The 22043-nt window shown below is 73.6% G+C and carries 19 protein-coding genes and 1 pseudogene; 10 read left to right on the top strand and 10 right to left on the bottom strand.

Going from position 1 to position 22043, the window contains the following annotated elements:
• Nucleotides 1-58: 58 nt before the first annotated feature.
• Both ACFWVE_RS31565 and fdxA read right to left on the bottom strand, forming a co-directional pair.
• Nucleotides 59-1180: a bifunctional succinyldiaminopimelate transaminase/glutamate-prephenate aminotransferase gene (locus ACFWVE_RS31565; RefSeq protein ID WP_384021504.1), complete on the bottom strand. Its 1122-nt coding sequence runs from the start codon at nucleotides 1178-1180 to the stop codon at nucleotides 59-61.
• A gap of 141 nt (nucleotides 1181-1321) precedes the next feature.
• On the bottom strand, nucleotides 1322-1639 hold the full coding sequence (fdxA, locus tag ACFWVE_RS31560; RefSeq protein ID WP_055572727.1) for a ferredoxin: 318 nt from the start codon (nucleotides 1637-1639) through the stop codon (nucleotides 1322-1324).
• Nucleotides 1640-1779: 140 nt separating this feature from the next.
• Between fdxA and ACFWVE_RS31555 the strand changes: the two genes are divergently transcribed.
• From ACFWVE_RS31555 to ACFWVE_RS31530, 6 genes are all read left to right on the top strand, one after another.
• Nucleotides 1780-2838, top strand: coding sequence for a GNAT family N-acetyltransferase (locus ACFWVE_RS31555; RefSeq protein WP_384021510.1), 1059 nt, complete (start codon nucleotides 1780-1782; stop codon nucleotides 2836-2838).
• Between the two features lie 17 nt (nucleotides 2839-2855).
• Entirely contained in the window at nucleotides 2856-3734 is an 879-nt protein-coding gene (locus ACFWVE_RS31550) for a transglutaminase-like domain-containing protein (RefSeq protein ID WP_384021501.1), read from the top strand.
• Between the two features lie 90 nt (nucleotides 3735-3824).
• Entirely contained in the window at nucleotides 3825-4298 is a 474-nt protein-coding gene (locus ACFWVE_RS31545; protein ID WP_384021499.1) for a MarR family winged helix-turn-helix transcriptional regulator, read from the top strand.
• A gap of 268 nt (nucleotides 4299-4566) precedes the next feature.
• Complete coding sequence (locus ACFWVE_RS31540; protein WP_384021496.1) at nucleotides 4567-6204, top strand: MFS transporter; 1638 nt, start codon at nucleotides 4567-4569, stop codon at nucleotides 6202-6204.
• Between the two features lie 244 nt (nucleotides 6205-6448).
• Nucleotides 6449-9262, top strand: coding sequence for a LuxR C-terminal-related transcriptional regulator (locus ACFWVE_RS31535; RefSeq protein WP_384021507.1), 2814 nt, complete (start codon nucleotides 6449-6451; stop codon nucleotides 9260-9262).
• 154 nt (nucleotides 9263-9416) lie between these two features.
• A complete protein-coding gene (locus tag ACFWVE_RS31530) occupies nucleotides 9417-9614 on the top strand; it encodes a hypothetical protein (RefSeq protein ID WP_384021493.1) in 198 nt (65 codons plus the stop codon).
• 100 nt (nucleotides 9615-9714) lie between these two features.
• On the opposite strand, the gene ACFWVE_RS31525 is transcribed toward ACFWVE_RS31530, so the two are convergent.
• Nucleotides 9715-11124: a DUF2252 domain-containing protein gene (locus ACFWVE_RS31525; protein ID WP_384021490.1), complete on the bottom strand. Its 1410-nt coding sequence runs from the start codon at nucleotides 11122-11124 to the stop codon at nucleotides 9715-9717.
• Nucleotides 11125-11274: 150 nt separating this feature from the next.
• Here ACFWVE_RS31525 and ACFWVE_RS31520 point away from each other — a divergent pair, with 150 nt between their 5' ends.
• Together ACFWVE_RS31520 and ACFWVE_RS31515 are read left to right on the top strand one after the other, a co-directional pair.
• The gene (locus ACFWVE_RS31520; RefSeq protein WP_384021487.1) at nucleotides 11275-11718 is read left to right on the top strand and encodes an SHOCT domain-containing protein; all 444 of its coding nucleotides are present in this window, start codon (nucleotides 11275-11277) and stop codon (nucleotides 11716-11718) included.
• Between the two features lie 57 nt (nucleotides 11719-11775).
• Nucleotides 11776-12213, top strand: coding sequence for a hypothetical protein (locus ACFWVE_RS31515; RefSeq protein ID WP_384021484.1), 438 nt, complete (start codon nucleotides 11776-11778; stop codon nucleotides 12211-12213).
• 73 nt (nucleotides 12214-12286) lie between these two features.
• On the opposite strand, the gene ACFWVE_RS31510 is transcribed toward ACFWVE_RS31515, so the two are convergent.
• The 3 genes from ACFWVE_RS31510 to mshB form a co-directional block, all read right to left on the bottom strand.
• The gene (locus ACFWVE_RS31510) at nucleotides 12287-14629 is read right to left on the bottom strand and encodes a hypothetical protein (RefSeq protein WP_384021481.1); all 2343 of its coding nucleotides are present in this window, start codon (nucleotides 14627-14629) and stop codon (nucleotides 12287-12289) included.
• A 195-nt stretch (nucleotides 14630-14824) separates the two neighbouring features.
• Nucleotides 14825-15259: a DUF6113 family protein gene (locus ACFWVE_RS31505; protein ID WP_384021478.1), complete on the bottom strand. Its 435-nt coding sequence runs from the start codon at nucleotides 15257-15259 to the stop codon at nucleotides 14825-14827.
• Entirely contained in the window at nucleotides 15256-16146 is an 891-nt protein-coding gene (mshB, locus tag ACFWVE_RS31500) for an N-acetyl-1-D-myo-inositol-2-amino-2-deoxy-alpha-D-glucopyranoside deacetylase (protein WP_384021475.1), read from the bottom strand. The genes ACFWVE_RS31505 and mshB overlap by 4 nt, the downstream gene beginning before the upstream one ends.
• Before the next feature lie 269 nt (nucleotides 16147-16415).
• Between mshB and ACFWVE_RS31495 the strand changes: the two genes are divergently transcribed.
• Nucleotides 16416-18017, top strand: coding sequence for a leucine-rich repeat domain-containing protein (locus ACFWVE_RS31495; protein WP_384021472.1), 1602 nt, complete (start codon nucleotides 16416-16418; stop codon nucleotides 18015-18017).
• Nucleotides 18018-18056: 39 nt separating this feature from the next.
• Here the strand turns inward: ACFWVE_RS31495 and ACFWVE_RS31490 are convergent, their stop codons facing one another.
• Nucleotides 18057-18299, bottom strand: a complete 243-nt coding sequence (locus tag ACFWVE_RS31490; protein ID WP_384021469.1) for a hypothetical protein — start codon at nucleotides 18297-18299, stop codon at nucleotides 18057-18059.
• Between the two features lie 105 nt (nucleotides 18300-18404).
• On the opposite strand from ACFWVE_RS31490, the gene ACFWVE_RS31485 reads away from it, so the two are divergent.
• Complete coding sequence (locus tag ACFWVE_RS31485; protein ID WP_384021466.1) at nucleotides 18405-18536, top strand: hypothetical protein; 132 nt, start codon at nucleotides 18405-18407, stop codon at nucleotides 18534-18536.
• Between the two features lie 124 nt (nucleotides 18537-18660).
• Here ACFWVE_RS31485 and ACFWVE_RS31480 read toward each other — a convergent pair whose 3' ends face one another.
• From ACFWVE_RS31480 to ACFWVE_RS31470, 3 genes and pseudogenes are all read right to left on the bottom strand, one after another.
• On the bottom strand, nucleotides 18661-19863 hold the full coding sequence (locus ACFWVE_RS31480; protein WP_384021462.1) for a VanZ family protein: 1203 nt from the start codon (nucleotides 19861-19863) through the stop codon (nucleotides 18661-18663).
• Between the two features lie 209 nt (nucleotides 19864-20072).
• A pseudogene (locus ACFWVE_RS31475) lies at nucleotides 20073-20542 on the bottom strand (transposase); the annotation flags it as partial.
• A 258-nt stretch (nucleotides 20543-20800) separates the two neighbouring features.
• A complete protein-coding gene (locus ACFWVE_RS31470; protein WP_384021459.1) occupies nucleotides 20801-21775 on the bottom strand; it encodes a helix-turn-helix domain-containing protein in 975 nt (324 codons plus the stop codon).
• Between the last annotated feature and the right edge of the window lie 268 nt (nucleotides 21776-22043).

Raw genomic sequence — 22043 nt, 5'->3', positions numbered from 1 at the left:
GAAGAACCTGGGCCCCGACGGCGTTCGCGTCGCCGCTCCCTGCGTGACGCGTCATGCGTTACGCCTTCAGGCGTTCCACCGCCGCCCGTACCCGCTCGTCCGTGGCGGTGAGGGCGACGCGGACGAACCGCTCGCCGTCCGGGCCGTAGAAGTCGCCCGGTGCGACCAGGATGCCGCGCTCGGCGAGGTGGGCGACGGTGTCCCAGCAGGACTCGTCGCGGGTGGCCCACAGGTAGAGCCCGCCCTCGCTGTGCTCGATGCGGAAGCCGTGCCCGAGGAGGGCCATCCGCAGCGCGGTGCGCCGGGCCGTGTAGCGCTCGCGCTGGACGCGGACGTGGTCGTCGTCGCCCAGGGCCGCCACCACGGCCGCCTGGGTGGGCGCCGAGGTCATCATGCCGCCGTGCTTGCGGATCTGCAGCAGCGGGCCGAGGACGGCGGGGTCGCCGGCCAGGAAGGCGGCGCGGTAGCCCGCGAGGTTGGACCGCTTGGACAGCGAGTGCACGGCGACGACGCCGTCGTACGAGCCGCCGTTGACGTCCGGGTGCAGCACCGAGACCGGTTCGGCGTCCCAGCCCAGTTCGAGGTAGCACTCGTCGGAGAAGACGAGGACGCCGTGCTCACGGGCCCAGGCGACGATGCGGGTCAGCTCCGCCTTGGAGAGGACCCGGCCCGTGGGGTTGGAGGGGGAGTTCAGCCAGAGGAGCTTCAGGCCGGCCGGGTCCAGCTCGGTCGGGCCCGGCGCGTCGGCGCCTGGTGTCAGCGAGTACGTCTCGTACTCGGCGCGGGCCAGGCGGGCACCGACCTCGTACGTCGGGTAGGCCAGGCGCGGGTACGCCACCCGGTCGCCGGGGCCGAGGCCCAGCTGGGTGGGGAGCCAGGCGACCAGTTCCTTGGAGCCGACGACCGGCAGCACGTGGTGGTGGGTGATGTCACGGGCGCCCAGACGGCGCTCCACCCAGCGGGTGAGCGCGTCGCGCAGTTCCGGGGTGCCCCAGACCGTGGGATAGCCCGGTGAGTCCGCGGCGGCGATCAGGGCCTTCTGGATCGGCTCGGGGACCGGGTCGACGGGGGTGCCGACGGAGAGGTCGACGATGCCGTCGGGGTGCGCGGCGGCCGTCTTCTTGTAGGGCTCCAGCTTGTCCCAGGGGAAGGTGGGCAGCCGGTCGGAGACTGCGGACACGGGTTCTCGCTCACTTTCTGGTACGGCAAACGCCTCGGCCCCGTACGGCACCGATCGGAGGTGATCAGGCCGTACGGGACCGTGGCGGCGCGGGCGGGGGCCGCTTCCGGGCCGCCCGAATGCCTACGCCTACGCCTACGCCTACGCCTGCGGCGGCAGCGCGGCGATGAACGGGTGGTCGCGCTCGATCAGCCCGAGCTTGCTGGCGCCGCCGGGCGAGCCGAGGTCGTCGAAGAACTCGACGTTGGCCTTGTAGTAGTCCTTCCACTCCTCGGGGGTGTCGTCCTCGTAGAAGATGGCCTCGACCGGGCAGACCGGTTCACAGGCGCCGCAGTCGACGCATTCGTCCGGGTGGATGTACAAGGACCGCTGGCCCTCGTAGATGCAGTCGACCGGGCACTCCTCGATGCACGCCTTGTCCTTCACGTCGACACAAGGCTGCGCGATGACGTAGGTCACGCTGTCGTTCCTCCTCGATAGGGCGCCGGCGGGCCTCCTCAGGCTCCGCCGCCTGGCGCGCGGGAGCGCGGCGTCGTCGATGCCCGCCCCTAGTATCTCCGTTCCTGGGCACGATCCGAACAGGAGGGGTGAACCGACCTGTGGAAATATCCGCCGCCGGGCGTCTCGAGGTCCGCATCACCACTGCTGACGTGGGCAAACGGGTCTCCGTACGGAGCTTGGTCGAACATGGTCCCCCGGGTGGGAAGTTCACCGACGCCGTCGGAGTTCTCACATCATGGGACAGCGGTGTGCTGCGGATCACACGGAAGAACGGCGAGAGCGTCCTCGTCCGGGAGTCCGCGCTGGTCGCGGGCAAGGTGGTCCCGTCCGCACCGGCCCGCCGGCGCGGACCGGCCGCCTCGTACGAGGAGCTGGCCCGGGTCGCCGCGCGGGCGTGGCGGCCCGTGGAGAGCGAGCGGCTGGGCGCGTGGGAGCTGAGGGCGGCGGCCGGGTTCACCCGCCGGGCCAACTCGGTGCTGCCGCTCGGCGACCCGGGCGTGCCGCTGGACGAGGCGCTGACGGCCGTACGCCGCTGGTACGCCGGGCGCGGGCTGCCCGCCTACGTGCAGACGGCGACCGGCGCCGAGGGCACGCAGGAGGCGCTGGGCGCGGAGCTGGAGCGGCGGGGCTGGGTGCGGGAGGTGACCGCCGAGCTGTGGGTCGGCGGGCTCGCGCCGGTCGCCGACCTGGGACCGGGGCCGTCCGGCGCGGAATCCGCCGGGGCGGACGTCGTCCTGTCCCGGGAGGCCGGCGAGGCGTGGCTCGCGCGCTACCGACGCCGGGGCCTGAGCGAGGCCGCCCTGAAGGTGCTGGGCAGCGGCCCGTCGGTGTGGTTCGCGACCGTGCCGGGGGACGACGGGGGTGCCGGTGACGGCCCCGCGGCCATCGGGCGGTGTGTCGTGGACGGGCGGTGGGCCGGTTTCGCGGCCGTCGAGGTGGATCCGGCGCTGCGGCGGCGCGGGCTCGCGACGGCCGTGATGGCCGCGCTGGCCCGGCGGGCGCTCGACGAGGGCGCGTCGGCCGCCTGGCTCCAGGTGGAGGCCGGCAACACGGGAGCGCGCGCCCTGTACGACAGGATGGGTTTCGCCACGCACCACGCCTACCACCACTACCGCGCGCCCCGGTCGTCGGCTCCGGCCGGTGACGGGTCGCCCTGAGAGGGCACGAACCGGTCATGCGCTCCCCCCATCCCCCGCCCCCGGAACGCTCCGCCGAGCTGCGGCGGCGGTTCACCGAGGAGGCCCGGTCCGAGCGGCCGGATCTCGCCACGCTGTGCCTGCTGATCGGCGCGGAGGCGGACGGCACGCTGGACGACGCGGGCATCGACGCCGCCCAGATCGAGCTGGACGCGCTGGCGGGCCGCCTCCCCTACCGGCCCGGCGCCCCGCGCGCATGGGCGTCGGCGCTGCGGGAGCTGCTGGGCGAGCGGTGCGGCTTCCACGGCACCCCGGGCGACTACCAGCGCCTGGAGTCGTCGCTGCTGCACGAGGTGCTGCGACGCCGGCGCGGGCTGCCGATCCTGTTGTCGGTGGTGTGGCTGGAGGTCGCCCGGCGGGCGGGGGCGCCGGTGTACGGGGTCGGCCTGCCCGGCCACTTCGTGGTCGGCCTCGGCGTGGCCGGCGCGCACCCCGACGTGGCGAACCCGGAGCAGCAGGTGCTCGTCGATCCCTTCGAGGGTGGCCGGGTGCTGACCGGGGCCGACACGGAGCTGCTGGTCGCCGGGGCGACGGGGGCGGCGCTGGACCCGTCGATGCTGACGCCCGCCGATCCGCTGGAGGTCGTGCTGCGCGTCCTGAACAACATCCGGGCGTGGGCCGAGGCCCGCCCGGAGCGGTCGGACGTGGCGCTGTGGGCACTGGACCTGTCCCTGCTGCTCCCCGCGCGCCCGGCGGAGCTGCGGTACGAACGGGCCCAGTTGCTGGTGCGGCGCGGCGAGGTCCTCGACGGCGCGGCGGAGCTGGAGGCGTACGCCGACGTGGTCGCCGCGGTCGACGAGCCGGCGGCGGACCGGATCCGCGGCGAGGCCCGAGCGGCACGGGCGCTGCTCAACTGAGGCTCGCGCCGTGGGCCGCATGAGCCGCGCCCGCAGACCCGCCTCATACCTCGATTGACATAGGTATGACTGGATACTTAATATCCACGGGTGTCCACCAGCAGTGCCTCCGAACAGCGCGTCGCACACGTGAGCTCCGAGCTCGCGGCGTGCCTTCCCGTGCTGCACCGGGCCCTGGACCGGCGGGTGGCGGGCGAGTATCCGCACCCGAAGCCGCCCGAGGGGCAGCTCGCACTGCTGCGCTTCGTCGCACAGAACGAGGGCACCACGGTCCGCGAGGCGGCCGGGGCGCTGCTGATGAAGCCGAACAACGTCAGCGCACTGGTCTCCCAGCTCACCGAGCGGGGAGAGCTGGAGCGCCGGCAGGACGGCGTCGACAAGCGGATCGCCCACCTCCACCTCACGGACGTGTCGCGGCAGCGGATCGCCGAGGTCACCGCTCTCGAGGAGAGCCACCTCGGCCGGGCGATGCGGTCCCTCACCGAGGGTGAGCTGGACGCACTCGGTTCCGCCCTCGGCGCGCTGAACGCGCTGGCCCGGCAGCTCCACTCGGCAGCCCTCTGACGACGGCGTCGCCGGCTCGCGCAGCGCGCGTTCCCGCGATGAAGCGGTGAAGCGCTCGTCCGTCCTCCGGCGCGTCCGTCCCCTCGCCGCCCCTTCCCCTTTTCCGAGGGCGGTCCTCCCCGGACAGCCCTGTGTGCGGCCCCCGTGCGCCCCGCCCCGCCCCGTCCTGCCTTCGACCGGCCGGGCGGCGCTCCGGGCCGGCCGCCGGACCACGGCCCTCCGCCGTGCGGTTCGTTCGTCCCCCTTCGAGAAAGAAACGGCTCTCTTCATGGCGTCCACTCCCGTGGATCACTCCGCCCCCGACACGGCCGCCCGGCCGAAGTTCGAGCGGCTCCGGGCCAATCCCTGGCTCGCGCTGTTCGCCGTGTCGTTCGGTCTGCTCATGGTGCAGCTCGACGGTTCCGTCGTCGCCATCGCCAACCCGGCGATCGGCAAGGACCTCGGGGCCAGCAGCGCCGAGCTGCAGTGGATCACCAACTCCTACCTGATCGCGCTCGCCGCCTCGATGATCCTCGGCGGCAAGCTCGGTGACCGGTTCGGCCGGCGCTTCCACTACCTCGCCGGCATCGGCGGGTTCGTCGTCACCTCGGTCGCCATCGGCCTGGTCGGCAGCATCGAGGGCGTCATCGTCTTCCGTGCCCTGCAGGGTCTGGCGGGCGGCATCCTGATGCCCAACACCCTGGGCATCCTGCGCGCCGTCTTCCCGCCGAGGAGGTTCGCCCTCGCGGTGGGTGTCTGGGGCATGGTCTCGGCCGTGTCGACCTCGCTGGGCCCGATCGTCGGCGGTCTGCTCGTCGAGCACGTCGCCTGGGAGTCGGTCTTCTACCTGAACGTGCCGATCGGCCTCGTCGCGCTGCTGTTCAGCGCGGTCGTTCTCGCCGAGTCGAAGAACCCCACCGGTCACCACCGCTTCGACGTCCCCGGCGTCGTCCTGCTGGCCGCGGGCCTGGTCGCGTTCGTCTTCGGCATCGTCAAGGGCGAGACGTGGGGCTGGACCTCGGCCGGAACCCTCGGCTCCATCGTCCTGGGCCTGGCGCTGCTGGTCGTCTTCGGCTGGTACGAGACCCGGCAGGAGCACCCGCTGCTGCCGATGCGCCTGTTCCGCGACCGGTCGCTGACCACCAGCTCGGTCATGACCCTGCTGAACTTCTTCGTGCTGCTCGGCGGCATCTTCTTCATCATGCTGTACCTGCAGAACGTGCGCGGGTACACGCCGGTCGAGGCCGGTGTCAGCACGCTGCCGCTGTCGCTCGCCTCCCTGTTCGCCTCCCCGATCGGCTCCCAGCTGACCACCCGCTTCGGCCCGCGCGTCACGATTCCGCTGGGCCTGGTCCTCTCGGGCGCCGCCATGTTCGGCATGCTCTCCTGGAGCGTCGACTCGTCCTACGCCACGATGTGGCCGCCGTTCATCGCGCTGGGCCTCGGCGTCGGCATCGTGCTGCCCGCCACCGCCGCCGCGATCATCGGCAACGCACCGGTCGAGGACGGCGGTGTGGCCTCCGGCCTGCAGTCGACCATGCTGCAGATCGGTGGTGCGCTCGGTACCTCGGTGCTGGTCACCGTCATCGCGGGCAAGGTCGGTTCCTCGCTGTTCGGCGAGCTGACCACCGCGGGGGTCCCGACGGGCCTGGCGCACGGTCTGGAGCAGGCCGAGGACGCCGTCACGATGGGCATCGCCCCGGTCTCCGACGGCATGTCGGCACAGATCAGGGCCGCCGTCGTCGAGGGCAGCGGCCAGGCCTTCGTCAACGGTCTGCACGCCGCCGTCACCGTCACCGGCGTCCTGTGCGTCATCGGTGCCGTGGCCGCCGTCATCGGCATCAAGAGCCGCGCCGCGGAGATGCAGGATCTGCGTGCCCGGTCGGCGGACGACGAGGAGCCTGTAGTGGTGGTTGCCGCTCACTGAGCGCACCACGCCCCACCACGCCCGCCCGGGTGCGGGAAGCGGCGCTGCCAGGACCCGGTCCGGCCCTGGCAGCGCCGCTCTCGCGGGGCCGCGGACTGGCCCGGACCGGTACCGCCGCGCCGCGCGGGACCGGGGGGAGGCTGGGATGCTGATGGGGTGAAGCACTGCGCGTGACGCGGCCGGCGAACGGTGGGTGGTGGTGAGCGTGGTGACCATCGGCGACGTCCCGGAACGAGAACGGGACCTGGAACAGGAACCGGACGGTGAACCGGGCGAGGGTCCCCGGCCTCCCGGGGTCGATCCCCGGGGGGACCCGTTCCTGCGGATCCGGTACGCCATTCCCCCGAGGCCCGACACCTTCCTGCGGCGGGAGCGCCTGACCCGGCATCTCGACGGCGCCCTGACCACTCCCCTGACGATCGTCAACGGAGCGGCCGGCGCCGGGAAGACCCTGCTCGTCGCGGACTGGGCGGCCGGTCTCGGACGGCCCGTGGCCTGGTTCACCACCGACGCGGAGGAGCTGCGCCCCGGCGTGTTCTGGGCGTACGTCCTCGAGGCCCTGCGCGCCGCCGGGGTGCCGGTGCCCGCGGCGGTGGGATCGCCCGCCGACCCGGGCCGGGTGGACGAGGCGCTGCTGAACCGGCTGGCGGCGGAGCTGGGCGGCCCGATGACGGCCGGGCGGCCGGCGGTCCTCGTGCTCGACGAGTTCGACCGGGTCGCCTCGCCGGACACGGCCGCCCAGCTGGAGTTCGTGCTGCGGCACGCGGGGCCGGGCCTGCGCCTGGTCGTGGCGTCCCGTACGGAACCGCTGCTGCCCCTGCACCGCTACCGGGCCGCCGGGGAGCTGACGGAGATCCGGGACGCGGAGCTGGCGTTCACCGCGCGGGAGGCCGGTGAACTCCTCGGCCGGCACGGTCTGTCCCCGCCCGCGGCCACCGTGGACTCCCTCGTCGACCGTACCCGGGGGTGGGCCGCCGGGCTGCGGCTGTGCGCGCTGGCCGCGCGGGAGAGCCCCGACCCGGAGACGTATCTGAAGGAGTTCGAGGCCGGGCAGAGCACGGTGGCCGACTTCCTGCTGGCGGAGGTGCTGGACATCCAGCCGCCCGGTACGCAGGACCTGCTGCTGCGGGTCAGCGTCCTGGAGCGGTTCTGCCCCGGCCTGGCGAACGCGCTGACCGGGCGCTGTGACGCCGGGGCCGTGCTGGACTCGCTGCACCACCGCAACGCGTTCGTGCAGCATCTCGGGCACTCCTGGTACCGGCTGCACCCGCTCTTCGGGGAGATTCTGCGGGCGCATCTGGAGGTGCGCGGCCCCGGTCTGGCGCCGGAACTCCACCGGCGGGCGGCGCGCTGGCTGAAGGACGCGGGGTTCCTTCCGGAGACGCTCGTCCACGGCGCCGCCGCCGGAGACTGGGAGTTCGCCGCCGGCGCCCTGGTCGGCGATCTGGCCGTCGGCCAGTTGTTCACCGGGCTGCGCTCGGCCGGTCTGGACGACCTGTTCTCCCGTATGCCGCCCGGGGTCGGGGGTCCCGCGCCGGAACTCGTACGGGCGGCCCGCGACCTCGCCCGCGGCGACCTGGAACGGGGGCCGGCCCGTCTGGAGCGGGCCGGGAAGCTGTTGGCCGGCGACGTCCTGGGCCAAGGAGGTCAGGAGGGCTACGAGAGCCTGGAGGGCAGCCGGGAGGCCGCGCGCCTGTGCTGGGCGCTGCTCGAGGCGTTCGCCGCCCGGCTGACGGGGTCGTCGCCGCGCGCGGAGCGGGCCGTCCGGCTGGCCGGGGAGCTGCGTGGTGCCGTGCCCGCCGAGCTGCTGGACCGGCATCCCGAGCTGACCGCGATGCTGCTGGCGCATCTGGGCTCGACCCGGCTCTGGACGGGCCGTTTCGAGGACGCCCGGATGGTCCTGACCGCGGCCGTGGCGGGCCCCGGCGGGGCGCCGACGGCGCTCCCCAGGGAGGACGCCCTGGCCCATCTCGCGCTGATCGACCAGCTCGACGGCTGGCCGGGCCGGGCGGAGCACAAGGCGTCCCGGGCGCTGGCGGAGACCTCGCGGTACGGCCTCCCCGGCCCGCCCGGCACCGGTCTGGAGCGGCTGGTACTGGCGGCGGTGGCGGTCGACCGCGACGAGCTGGACCGGGCCCGGGAACTCCTCGACGAGGCGGCCGCACCCACGGGCGCCGCACCGCGTGCCGTGGCTCGGGCCGCGTCGCGCCCCCCGTCGGATTCCGCCGCGCTCGCCCTGGACACCCCCGGCCCGCACGCCCCGGTCGACCCGGTCACCCTGGCCGCGCGGGCCGTCGTCACGGCCCGGCTGCTGCTGGCCCGGGGCGACCCGCGGGCCGCGCTCCGGGCAGCCGCCGGCGCCACGCGCCCCGACGCGCCCGCCGCCCTCACCACCGAGGCGCCCTCGCCCTGGCTGCGGGGCCACGTGGCGCTGGTGACGGCCGCCGCGCACCTGGCCGAGAGGCGGCCCGGGGCGGCCGCCGAAGCGCTCCGCGAGGTGCCCCTCGACCAGCCGGCCTGTGTCGTGGAGGCCGCCCGGATACAGCTCGCGGCGGGCGATCCCGGTGCGGCGGCCGACCTGCTCGACGCACTGCACGGCGCGGGCCGGACCGGCCCCGGAGTGTCCGTACGGGCCGCACTCGTACGGGCCCGGAGCGGCCACCTGGCGGGAGATCCGGCCACGGCCCGCCGGTGGCTGGCGATGGCACTGCGCGGCGCCCGGCACGAGCATCTGCGGCGCCCCTTCGTGGAGGCGGGGCCGTGGCTCGGGCCGCTGCTGGACACGGACCCGCTGCGGGGGCTGGCCGCGGGCTGGCTCGTCACCGGGTCCGCGGACGTGCCGCCGCCCGGCGTGCAGGAGCCGGTGGAGGAGCTGAGCGGCCGGGAACGGGACGTGCTGCGGCGACTGGCCCGGATGATGACGACCGAGGAGATCGCCGCCGACCTGTACGTGTCGGTCAACACGGTGAAGACCCACCTCAAGAGCGTCTACCGGAAGCTCGGCGTCAACCGCCGTGCCGACGCCGTACGCCGGGCCCGCGCCCTGCGGCTGCTGTGAGCCCCCGCCGTTCTTCACCGGCGCCCGCCGCACCACCTCCGCCTCCTCACCTGCCCCGGGTGAGGACGTACGGCCGCCCCGGGTGGACGATCGCAGGGCAGGGGCAGTCCGCCCTGCCGCCTGTGCCCGAACCGTGGGAGGAGAGGAGGGCCTCATGCACTACGAGATCCGCGTCGACGGACACATGTCGCAGGCGCTGACCGAGTCCTTCCCCGAGCTGGACCATGTCGTGATGCGGGGGCAGACCCTGCTGTTCGGCCACGTCGTCGACGAGGCGCATCTGTACGGGCTGCTGGCCCGCCTGCGTTCGCTGGGCCTGCGGGTGGTCGAGATGCGCCCGACCCCCAGGTGACGGCAGGACCCCCAGGCGACGGCCCGGACCCCGCATGACGGCCCGGACCCCGCATGACGGCCCGGACCCCGCGTGACGGCCCGGTCTCCGGGCGGGAGCCTCAGAGGCTCTCCGCGGTGAGCCGCCCCGAGCGTACGGCGGCCCCGAGCTTCTCGAAGTCCCGTTCGTTGCGGTCGGCGTAGGCCTGGGCGAAACCGGGAAGGGCGCGGTCGAAACGGTCGCCGGTGCCCAGGTAGGCGGCGATCGCGACGGGATCGCCGGAGCGTGCGTGGGCGCGGGCCAGGCTGCCTCCGCACCAGCCCCCGAAGAGGGCGAGCGTGCGGGGGTCCATGGTCTCCGGGCGGGCGATGCCCTTCCAGTCCCGCAGCTGGCGCACGTAGAAGTCCCGCTGTGCGCCGTCCAGGCCCAGGACGTGGGTCCAGCCGAGGAAGATGTCGCTGGACGTCTGGATCAGGCGCTGCCCGGTCACCACACGGCGGCCCTGGTTGTCGAAGTGTTCGCCGTCCGTGTACGGCGCGAGCACCGACTCCTGTGCCTCCTTGGCCTGGAGCAGCAGCGGATCGTCGTCGTCGCGGCCGAGCAGGAGCAGGATCCAGCAGCGGGTGCCGACACTGCCGACGCCGACCACCTTGCGGGCGGTGTCCACGAGGCGGTAGCGGCTGAGCAGGTGGCGGCGCTCGGAGGAGAGGGTGCCCGAGTAGCTCTCGACGACGGTGCGCAGTTCGGCCTCCTCGCCGTGGCCGCGCGCGCCGGGCAGCAGGTCCCGCAGGGGGGTGATCAGGGGCGGGTCCGGGGTGATCCTCCGGCCTTCGGGAGTGACGCGGGTGAGGCGGTCGACGGCCTGGAGGTAGGTGCGGCTGCGGGCCCGCGCGGCGGCCCGGTCGGCACGACGCCGGACGGACGGCTCCAGGGAGGAGCCGAGAAGTCCCCGCATCCGGTCGACGTCGTCCTGGGCGTACCAGATGTCCAGGGTGCGCATGTCGGCGAAGCGGCGCATCCGTGCGCGGTACGCCCGTACGCAGGCGATGACCGCCTCGTTCTGCTCCCGCGCGGAGAAGCCGTTGGCGCGGCCCGCGATGACGAGGCTGGTGGCGAGGCGTTTGACGTCCCATTCGAAGGGGCCGGGGAGGGTCTCGTCGAAGTCGTTGATGTCGAAGACGAGGTGCCGTTCCGGTGAGGCGAGCAGCCGGAAGTTCAGCAGATGGGCGTCGCCGCACAGCTGTACCTCGAGGCCGGTGCGCGGCAGCGTCGCCAGGTCGGCGGCCATGATCGAGGCGGCGCCGCGGTAGAAGCGGAACGGCGACTCCAGCATGCGGCCGTACCGGATCGGGACCAGTTCGGGCACCCTGGTGGCCGACTGGCGCGCGAGCACGTCGACCGGGTCGAAGCGGTCGGGGCCGGGGTCGAACAGGCTGTGCGCCGAACGGGGGACGCGTTTGCGGGTCGTCCGGCCGTGGCCGGCCCGCCCGGCCGGTGAGGGAGCCGTTTCGACGGCGCTCGGTGCGGTCATGGTCCGCCCTCCTGGCTTCGGCGTACGTCCACCCCCAGCTCACCGCGGACCGGGCCCCTCCGAGATCACCCGTCAGGGGTGAGGCCGCACGGCCGCGGCCGGGGCAGTCTGGGTCCGGCACGCACCACCCGTGCCGGACGGAGGAGAGCCATGAGCTCCGCGACCTACCTCGCGTACGACTATCCCCTGCTCGGGGCCTTCTGGACGATGCTGCTGCTGTTCCTGTGGGTCACGTGGTTCGTCCTGCTGTTCCGGGTCGTCGTCGACGTCTTCCGGGACGACTCGCTGAGCGGCTGGACCAAGACCGGATGGATGATCTTCGTCATCGTGCTGCCGTTCCTCGGCGTGTTCGTCTACGTCGTCGCCCGCGGCCGGAACATGGGCCGGCGGGAGGGCGCGCAGGCCCGTGCGCAGCAGCAGGCGTTCGACAGCTACATCAGGGAGACCGCGGCGGGCCGCGGCGGGCAGGCCGACACCGTCGACGAACTGCACCGGCTGTCCGAGATCCGCTCGCGCGGCGACCTCACCGACGAGGAGTTCGACCGGGCCAAGGAACTGGTGCTCAGCGGCCACGGCACGGGACACACCCGCTGACCGCACACGCACACACCCGTACAACCAACCCGTACGGCGAACGAAAGGGGCCGCGACATGGCTTCGGCTCACGCCCAACACACACAGGCGCAGGCCCGTGCGCACACATCTTCCGCCAAGCGCGAGTGGGCGGGCGGACTGACCGTCTTCGGCGGCGTCATGCTGATGCTCGCCGGAATCCTGAACATCGTCCGGGGCATCTCCGGGATCGCCGAGGACGACGTCTTCGTCACCACGGAGAACTACGTCTTCAAGTTCGACCTCACGGCCTGGGGCTGGATCCACCTGGCCCTGGGGGCGCTGGCCGTGCTCATCAGCATCGGGCTGTTCCAGGCCAACACGTGGGCACGGGTGGCCGGTGTGGCGATCGGCGGGCTCATCATGATCGCCAACTTCGTCTCCCTGCCGTACGCCCCGGTCTGGTCGGTCGTCATGATCGCCCTCTCCGGCGTCATGATCTGGGCGCTGTGCACGGTGCGGCGCGAAGACACCTGAGCCCCGCACGACGGGTGTCGTACAGGGCTCGGCCGCCGGGCCGGCCCCGGGTTCGGCCGGGGTCGGCCCGGCGTCAGCTGGGGTCGGTCTCGATCACGGCGACGCGGTCGCTGGTGCTCTGGAGCGCCGGGCGCAGGGCGCCGATCACGTCCTCGACGGTGACGGGGGTCTTCTCCCCGGTGCCGCGGGTGATGAGCACGCCGTCGAAGACGTCGCCGTAGAGCTCCTGGAGCGCCTTCCGGTCGTAGAACTCGACCAGTTTCCCGTCCTGCGCCTTGACGCCGAGGAACTTCCACAGCGATTTCTCCGGGCTGAAGGCGATGCTCTGACCGGTCTCGGTCCGGACCGTGACCAGGTCGGACATCGCCGGCTCGGCGAACTCCTTCATCATCCGGTCGACCTCGGCCTTGGACACCGTGGGTTCCTGGGTGCTCGTCGGCACCGTCACCGCGGACGAGGAGCCGGTCTCGACCTGGGTCCGGTACGCCTCCTCGACCGCCGCGGTCGACTTGTCGACGTCGATGCCCGCGCCGGGCTTGCCGTAGACGGCGACGGCCTTGCCGGACTCGAACCTGATCGTGCCGTCGTTGCCGGAGCCGCCCGCCGACTCGAGGGCGGCGTGCAGCTTCTCCTCGTCGACGGGGATGACGGGGTCGACGACGCGGCTGTTGCCGAAGAGGGAGCCGATCACGGAGACCGGGTTGTAGTCGCTCCGGGCCGCCGCGCCGACGGTGGCGTCGGTGTCGAACTGCAGTCCGGCGTTGTCCGGCTCCAGTTCGACGGTCTTGTCGCCGACGGTCAGCTTGAGCGGCTTGTTCAGCCGGTCGGCGAGGGCCTGGTCGAGCGTCTTCACGGCCTCGTCGCGGGTGCCGCCGCCGATGTCGACGCCGAGCACGGTGGTGCCCTTGGGCACGTCGGAGTGGTTCATCAGCAGGCCGGCGCCGTAGGCGACACCGGCGAGCAGGAGCACGCCGCCGACGAGCAGGGGGAGCTTGCGGCGGCCCTTCTTCTTCGGCGCCTTCGAGGAGGTCGCCGGGGGCGGGGTGACCGGTTCGGGCAGCCTGGGCGGCGTGTGCGTGCCGGGGGCGTCGAAGGGGTCGCCCGCGTCGAAGGAGGCGCTCGCCGGGACGACCGGGATGCCACTGGTGACGGTCTGCCCGGAGACGTTGTCGCGGCGGGCTCCGTAGCCCGGGGTGCCCGGTTCGGGGGCGGGGAGCTGCGGGGTGAGGCTCGCGGTGTCGTCGCTCAGCCCACCGCCGGGGTGGGGGCCGCCGTGGGCGTCGCGCGGACCGCTGCCGGGCGGCAGGCCCACCGGGCCGGTCCGACCGGTGACCGGCCCGGCCGTGGCGCCACCGGGCCCACCGGGCCCACCGGGACCGGCAGGACCGCCCTGACCGCCGTACGGCGACTGGCCGGGGTGACCGGGCTGACCCGGGTGACCCGCCTGGCCGTTCCGTGCTTCGAGGTCGTCGTCCGTGAAGAACGGCATGCCGTCGAGGTGCGGCTCGCCGCCGCCGTTGCCGCCCGCGTCCGGGCGCTGGTCGCCCGGACGCGTACCGCCGTTGCCGAGCGGGCCGCCGGCCAGCGCCTCGGTCACGTCGAAGGAACCGGTGCCGCCGCCGTGCCCGGGGGCGACCGGCCCGCCGGTCGCGCCGGAGAGCCCGGAGCCGTTGCCGCCGCCGGGTGCGGAACCGTTCGTGCCGCCGGGGCCACCGGGCCGGGAGCCGCCGCCCGTCACGCTCATGCCGCCGCCCACACCGGGCGGACGTCCGCCCGGACGCGCGCCGCCGCCGGGAGCACCGGGCGGGCCCGAAGGCCCCGCGCCGAGCGCCCTCGGGCCGCCCGCGGGACCCGAACCGCCCGCCGGACCGGCCCCGTTGCCGGAGCCGCCGCCCGCGGTGCCCTTGCCCGGACCGGACTTGCGCGGCGCGAACCACTCGCTGGTCGGCTTGTCCGGCGGGGCCGCCTGCTGCGGCACGGACGGCTGCGGCGCGGCCTGCGGGCCGCCCTGCGCGCCCGCGGCGGCAGGCTCGACGGCACCGGGGCCGTAGCCGGGGCCTGTTCCGTTGCCGGCGCCCGGCGCCCGGGGGGAACCCGGCGCCGGTGTCTGGGCGTTGGCCCCGCCCCGGTCCCGGTCGGCACCCTGGGTGTCGGTACCGTCCGTGCCTTCGCCGTCCGTGACGGTCTTGCGCACGACGACCGGCGGAATGGGCCGGGACCCGGGGATGTTGATCCGGATTCTGGTCGTCAGCGTGGTCTCGGTCTTGCGGTCGTCCGGACGCTGCTCGGCGGGCCGGCGCGTGGCCGCCGCCTCGCCCGGAACCGCCGGAATCCCGTAGGGCGGGGTGCCCGACGGATATGCGGCTCCGCCGCGCCCGTTGGGCCCGTTGGACGGAGTGTCAGTTTCACGACTCAAGGCAGGTTCTCCTGGTTGGCTCCGCCGCCCGTCACGACCTCACGGTGGGGGTCTCCCCCAACTCGACCGGAGCCGAGAGTTCGGGGAGGCTCAACGGCGCGCGCACCACCATACTGGCCACATCCGGCCGGTATCTCCTGACCGTGGTGGAAACCCCCACCGGACCCGCACGCGCCACCGCGGCGAAGCGGTACGTCACTTCCCAAGTCGGACGGGATCGCCGCCCGGTTGCCGTCCCGGCGCAAGGGTGGCACACATCACAGCGACGGCGATGCCGCCGAGCAGGAAGAAGTAGGAGCCGGCTCCCGCGGCGAACACGAAGTCGCCCTCCGGCCGGCTGGCGGTGAGCAGGAGGACGACGAGCACCCAGCCGCCGGCGGCCGACGCGGCCCCGGCCCGGCTGCGCAGCGCGAGCGCCCCGCCCAGACAGAGCCCGGCCTCGGCGGCGAGGGCGAGCAGCAGCCCGCCCGGGAACCACGCGGGCTGCACCAGCGTCCCGGCGACCCCGACCACGGCGCCGAGCAGGAAGAGCCCCACGCAGACGGCGATCCGCCCGAGGGACGGCAGCCGCAGCGGCTGAGCCAGCGCCGACACCGGCGCGTTCCCGTTCCCGTTCGTCCGGCCGCTCACGACGCCTCCCCCGTCCCGGACGCAGTGCCGCCCTCGACCCCGGCGAACAGGTCGTTCTCCCGGCCGAGGGCCCGCGCACCGCGCACCAACTCGTAGTACTCGGTCGTGAACAGCGGCTGCGCGAGTGCGTTGGAGAGCACGAAGTACGGGGCGTACGGCTCGGCCACGGTGATCTGGGTGGCGTGGGCGCGCATCGCGGCGGCCTTGGCAACGGCGTACGCGGTGCCGTCGATCTCGGTGGTGACCAGCTCGTCGTCGACGACGCCGGGGACGTCACCGACCTCGCCCGCCTTGTCGAACGGCAGCCCGGGCAGTGCGTCGTCCAGCCGCGCGAAGGCGGCCTCGGCGACGGAGCGGGGCACCCGGTTCCAGTAGACCTTGGGGATGTCCCACCCGTCCCGGGCGGCGAGTTCGACCGCGCGCATGGCGACACGGTGCGCCTGGATGTGGTCGGGGTGCCCGTAGCCGCCGTTCTCGTCGTACGTGACGAGCACCTGGGGCCGGACCTCGAGGATCACCTCGGCGAGGAGGCCGGCGGCCTGGTCGACGTCGGCCTGCCAGAAGCAGCCGGAGTCGTCGTTGTCGGGCAGGCCCGTCATCCCGGAGTCGCTGTAGCGCCCGGCACCGCCGAGCAGCCGGAAGTCGTCGACACCGAGGGCGCGCATCGCCCCGGTCAGCTCCCCCATCCGGTGCTGCCCGAGAGCGGCACCGGACAGGTGGGCCAGCTCGGGCGGGATGACTTCGCCCCGCTCACCGAGCGTGCAGGTGACCAGCGTCACCTGCGCACCCTCGGCGGCGTAGCGGGCCATGGTGGCCCCGTTGTTGATCGACTCGTCGTCCGGGTGGGCGTGCACCAGCAGCAGCCGCCGAGCGGGCAGTTCCGTCATGGGGCCAGCCTACGAGGCCCCCGGCCGGGGCGGGGGCACGGCGTTGTCACACCCCGCCTTTAGGTTGCGTTCCATGACTTCGAACAGCTCCGGCGCGGCGTCCCGGCTCGACCCGTACCGGGCGCTCCTGGACCGGGGGGAACGCCTCACCGACCCGCGCCTGCAGGGCCGTCCGGGACCTCCTCCTGTTCCCGGAGGGCGGGGAGGCGCTGGGGCTGGCCGCCCGGTTCGCGAGGACGGCGGAGTACGACTCACAGGCCCTGCCGCGGTTGTGGCCGACGGCCGCCGATCCGGACGGCTTCTGCGCACACCTGCTCGCCCCCGCCCTCGCCCGCGAAGGGCTGACCGAGCTGCGGCTGCGCCGCATGACGTCCCTCCGCGGCCTGCGCCACCTGACCATGCTCCGCACGTTGCGCGTCGACCGCTGCACGCGGCTGACGGACCTCACCGACCTCGGCGCCCTCACCGGGCTGACCGACCTCGACCTGAGCGACTGCCCGGACGTAGAGGACCTCACTCCGCTCGGCGGCCTCACGGGGCTGACCCGGCTCGGCCCGCGCGGGTGCCGGCGCGTGGAGGACGTCACCCCGCTGCTGACGCTGGGTTCGCTGCGCGAGCTGGACCTGGGCATGACCGGGGTGCGCTCCGCCGTCGGCTTCGGCGCCGCGTTTCCCGCGCTGGGAAGGCTGTCGCTCCATGGCTGCGAGGCCTTCGAGGAGGCGCGTCAGCTGTCCGGGCTGCCCCGGCTCACCGCCCTCGACCTCGACGGCACCGGGGTCCGGGACCTGAGCGGGCTGGGCGGCCTCCCCGCGCTCACCGGCCTGGTCCTGGGCGACTGCCGCCGCCTCCGCGGCCTGGAGGGCGTCGACGGACTGGCCGCCCTGCGGCACCTGCGCGTCGTCGGCGCCCCGCGCCTGAGAACGCTCGACGGACTCGGGACGCACTCCGGCCTCGCCTCGTTCGGCGTCGACGCGTGCGCCGGACTGACCGACCTGAGCGCCCTGTCCGGCCTGACGTCCCTGACCCTGCTGAGCGTGCGGCAGTGCGAACGGCTCACATCCCTCAAGGGCGTCGAAGGACTCCCCCGCCTGGCGGCCGTGACGCTCGACGGCTGCCCCTCCCTGCGGGACTTCTCCGCGCTCGCCGCCCTGCCCGCCCTCGGAGAACTGGAGATCCGGGACTGCGACCGGCTGGAGGACCTGGAGTCCCTGGGCACCCTCGCCCGGCTCACCGAGCTGCGGCTCCACATGTGCCGCGGCTTGCGCACCCCGGGTGATCCCGGCGGTCTGCCGGCACTGCGCAGGCTGTACCTCTTCCGCTGCCCCGCCCTGACCGACATCGACCGCGTCAACGGTCTGCCGTCGCTGGAGACGCTCTCGGTGCGGGACTGCCCCGCGCTCACGGACCTCGGCGGCCTGACCGGCTCGTCGCTGACCAGGCTGACCGTCCACGGCATGCCGGACCTGGTGTCGCTGCGCGCCCTGGAAGCGTGTCCCGGGCTGCGGGCGCTGAGCCTCGGCTCCTGCCCACGCGTGGTCGACGTCCCCGGCGGCTCCCTGGAGGAGGTCGGCGTGGAGGACATGCCCTGGAAGGACCTCTCCGCCCTGGCGGCCCTGAAGCACCTCCGCGTCCTGCACGTCCCGCGCCTGGCCGACCTGGAGGACGTGAGCGCCCTGGCCGGCCTGCCCCACCTCACCGAGATCGACCTCGGCCACTGCTCGGGACTCACGGACTACGACGCGCTGTCCGCCCTGCCGTCCCTGCGGAAGGTCAGGGTGCCCCGCCGGATGCTCCACACCGATGAAGGCCACCCCTGCGCGTCCGTGGCCGCACTCACGGCACGCGGAGCGACCGTCACCACACCCCCCTGATCATCCGGCCACCGCACGCCCGTGCCGCGCCGCGTTGCCTCACCGGCGGCGGCGGACCGTATACACGGGGGCGCCGCTGTGACCGTCCGGCCCCCGAACCCCCGGATCGGTGCGACGGCGGTCGGCCTGTGCCGGCCAGGCCGTCACGCCTCGTCGTCGAGTTACGCGCGCGATGGCCAGGGCGATCCGCTCGATCCAGTCGATGGCGTCCGTCACGGCGGCCTCGTCGATGGGGCGGCGCTGTTCCAGGTCGCCGTCGACCAGGGGCCACGACGCAGTCATGGCCCGCACCCATGCCCTGCAGGACACCGACGACGATCCTGCCGCCCCCGCCGCCGTCTGCAAGGACCTGGTCGGCCGCCGCATCCTCACCGACCAGGCGCCGCGGTGGGCACCTTCCAGGACATCGACACCGACACGGGAGCGGTCCTGACCGTGCACGGCGTCAACGACCACCACCCCGGTGCCGCGCTGACCGGCATCGGCTCCTACGCCCTCATCATCACCACGAGGTCCTGACTCGCTACCAATCCCGAAGCGCCGGGCCTACGGGCGCTGCCCGGACAGAGCCGGGCTCCCTCGTCTTCTGGATGTCCGCTGGGAGGCGCGCCCTGCTTCCGACGGCCAGCGGCCGGAGCGGCGGTCAGTGATCGGCGTCGGGAACGCGGAGATCGGAAGAGCGCGCCCCTGCGGCCTCTCGCGGGGGCGGGACTGGGGATTGACGGGGGTTGCGGAGGGCTGTGTTGACGGTGGAGGTCCACCGTTCGTACCAGGTTCCCTGGTCCCGACGCAGCAGGACTGTCAGTCCTGGGCCGCCCCAAATGAGGACAGCTGCGAGCAGGGTGAGGTGCGGAAGCAGTCGACCGGCGAGTTCGGGGAGCTCGAGCGACGCGGTGTGGTGGGTCAGGGCGCTCCAGGCCAGGGCGAGGGGGCAGTACACGATCCAGGCGCGCAGGGTGAGGCGCAGCGGACCTGCTCGGGTGCCGTCGGGCCGGGTGAGGTGCAGGAGCACGGCCCGTTTGCCGGGAGTGGTCGCGAAGACGGCCGGCAGCAGCCAGAACCAGACCAGCCCGAGGACGGCGCCGATCGGCAGCGCGTAGTGCCGACCGGTATGCCAGGAGGTGGCGACGGCGAGCAGACCGGTGGCCAGTGTCCAGACGATGAGCCAGCCGGCCAGGTCGGTGAGGAAGGCGAAGAGCCGTCGGGTGAGGGTGACGCGCCCTGCGTAGCGGTGGCGTTCACGGTCGGGGTCGTTGACGGGCAGCAGGCGGATGAGAGGGCCGGCGGCGATCCACCCCAGGGCCGCGCCGGCGGTGTTGAGGATGAGGTCGTCCACATTGAACTGCCGGTAGGGGCAGGCGTAGACGAACCACAGACCGGTGTACTGGGTGGTTTCGAAGAACAGGGAGGTGACGAAAGCCGCGGACGCCGCACGGATCAGCCGCTGCCGCAGGTGGTAACGGAGATAGATGCCCAGCGGCAGGAGCAGCACGGCGTTGAGCAGCGTGGTCCAGATAGGGGTGAGATGTACCAGCGCGCCGGGTGACCAGTTGCCGCCACCCGCAGAGGAGATCGTGGCGTGGAAGGCGAAGGGCTCCAACTGCGGTTCTGCGGCGTAGTGGACGGAGGTGCAGTGTTCGTCTGCGCGGGCGGGCAGCGGCATCACCGTCTGCAGTAGCGCGGCGAGCAGGTAGAAAACGAAGCTGTAGAACACGAGAACCGGCCAGCCCCCTGCCCGGCCGCGCCTGCGGTACCCGCGGACTGCGGCCGGCCCCAGGATCACCGCGGCGACGAGCGGGAACAAGGTGATCGCGGCCTCGACGGGCAACAGGTAGGTGCGGAACACGGCATGCGCTTTCTGCGGCTGACGGACGACCGGCTCCGCCGCGGACTGCGGGAAGCAGGTGGCACGGCGAAACGGCCGACCCGAACGGGCAGGCCAGGCCCGGAGGACTCGATGTGCGTGCCGGATGCCAGAGTAGGGCCCGCGCAGACCGTCGACACGCACAACCACAGGAACGTATGCGCCGGATGACCCGTCCCGACCATGCGCGGAAGCAGTGTGGCGTCGAAGTCCAGGACCAGGCCCGGCACTTCGCGCCCACCGGCTTTCGCCGCCGGTATGCCGGAGCGGGTCCCGGATGCCTGCAGCCGAGCCACTTCCCGTGCCTGATCCCGGGCTGAGCGCAGGCGGTCCAGTACGCGTTCGCCGACGACGGCCGGCAGCCGCCGGGCCGTCGGCGTCGAGGCGACCGGGCCGAAGACGGCCGGCTCGGCCCGCAGCATCGCCACGTCCGCGAGGCAGTCCCCGCCCAGTGCGACCGCCAGGACGACGTCCAGGAGGACCTTGCCGGGACCGTGGACAGCCCGCTGCTTACGCCACGGGGCGAGCGCGGCGGATATTGCCTGATCAGGGCCGGTCTTGCGGACCGTCTCCACCAGCAGTACGGACCCGGCCGGGAGACCACCCCGCGGCCGCCGCCCTCGACACGGACATGCGGATACGGCCCGATACGCCTCTTCACCTGGGAAGTGCTTCTTTCCTCGCAGCCAACAGGACCCTCGGCAAGTCCTGTCGTTGCAGGTCAGGAGTACTTCTCATGTTCCTGATCAAGCCTCGAACAGCCCGCTTCGTGAAAGCGCAAGGTCAAGGAGGCGGAGACGCCGGTTCCTCGCGCACTCCTCTCCGTCTCGCTTGCCGGGCCCGCACCAGCTGGCAGTACTGGCGCGTCCCGGCTTCGTCAGGGCTGCTTCCCGCCACCCACGTCATGGCCGCAACACAACTAGGCGGCTTCCTCGCACTCGGTTCGGCAGTCTCGGCAGCGGTCGGGGCCCGGGACGGGGGCGCGGAAGCCTCGGTCGCAGCCGTCGCAGTTGCGGACCTCGGTCTCCGCCGGCGCGGGGTCGACCGGTGCGCGGAACGGGGGCGGGGGTGGCAACTGGGCCGTCAGGCGGTGGGCCAGGAGGGCGGCGGGGCGGCGTACGCCCTCGGGCGGCAGGTCGGCGCTCAGGGCGCGGCGTACGGCGGTGGGGGTGACGTCCCGCTCCAGCCAGGCGGCGACGCCAGGGGTCAGGTGGGCCGCGTCTGCGGCGGAGAGCAGCAGGTGGGGGCTGTGGCGATGCAGGTCCGCGAGAAGGTCGGCGGCGGCCTGGAACAGCCCGGGGACGGAACAGACGGGGTGCGGGACGTCCGGAAGCGGCTTGCGGGGCGCGCGTGTTCCGCGGGGGTGGGGCTGCGTGCGCTCCTCGCATGCCTCACGCCGCTGCGGTTCCGCCGCCACCGGGGAGGCGGGGGCGGCCGGAGGGCCGACGGTGAGGGCCGGGGCAGCGGCGGGGGTGGAGGCAGAGGCGGGTTTTCCCGTGCGGTGACGGGCCGCCGTCGGCTGGTTGCACGAGGTGGTGCGGGTGACGATCCGGCCCGCGGGGGTGCGGACGCGTTCGCGGCGCAGGTAGCCGTGGGTCTCCAGCTCGCGCAGGGCGGCGGCGATCCGGGTGGCTCCCTCGGGGAAACGGGCCGCGAGCGTCCTGATGTCGGCGGGGGCGCCCTTCGGCAGCGACTGGAGGTGGGTGCCGAGCCCGATGGCGAGGAGCGAGAGTTCGCCGTGCTGGGCCAGGTGGTTGCCGATCACGGTGAAGCGGGCGGTGTGGCGGGTGTTGTCGTGCTGGAGCCCGCCGACGCGGTGGCCCCGGCCCGGGTGCGTACGGCCCGGAATACGGGCCTGGACGCGTGAGGGCACGTTAGGGTTCTGGATACCCATCGGGAAGCTCTTCTCTTCCTCGGTGGTCAGGCCCTCGCACTGGGATTGCCGTCCCTGCGGGGGCCGTCGCATGTCTGTCGGTGTGGGTCCTGCGTTGGGCCGAGCCTCGGGCCTGGCGGGCCCCGAAATCCAGCCGGACCGGGGATGTTCACCCTCCCGAGTGAGCGCAGGCCACGGGCGGGAGGGGTGGGGTTCGGTGGGGGTTCTTTCCCCCACGTTCTTTGTCCTTCAGTCGTCAGCGCCACCGGAACCGGCGGGGCCGTGTTCC

The organism is Streptomyces sp. NPDC058632 (genome assembly GCF_042717095.1).
In the GTDB taxonomy this organism is placed as follows: domain Bacteria; phylum Actinomycetota; class Actinomycetes; order Streptomycetales; family Streptomycetaceae; genus Streptomyces.
This window is presented reverse-complemented; position numbering and strand designations above follow the sequence as displayed.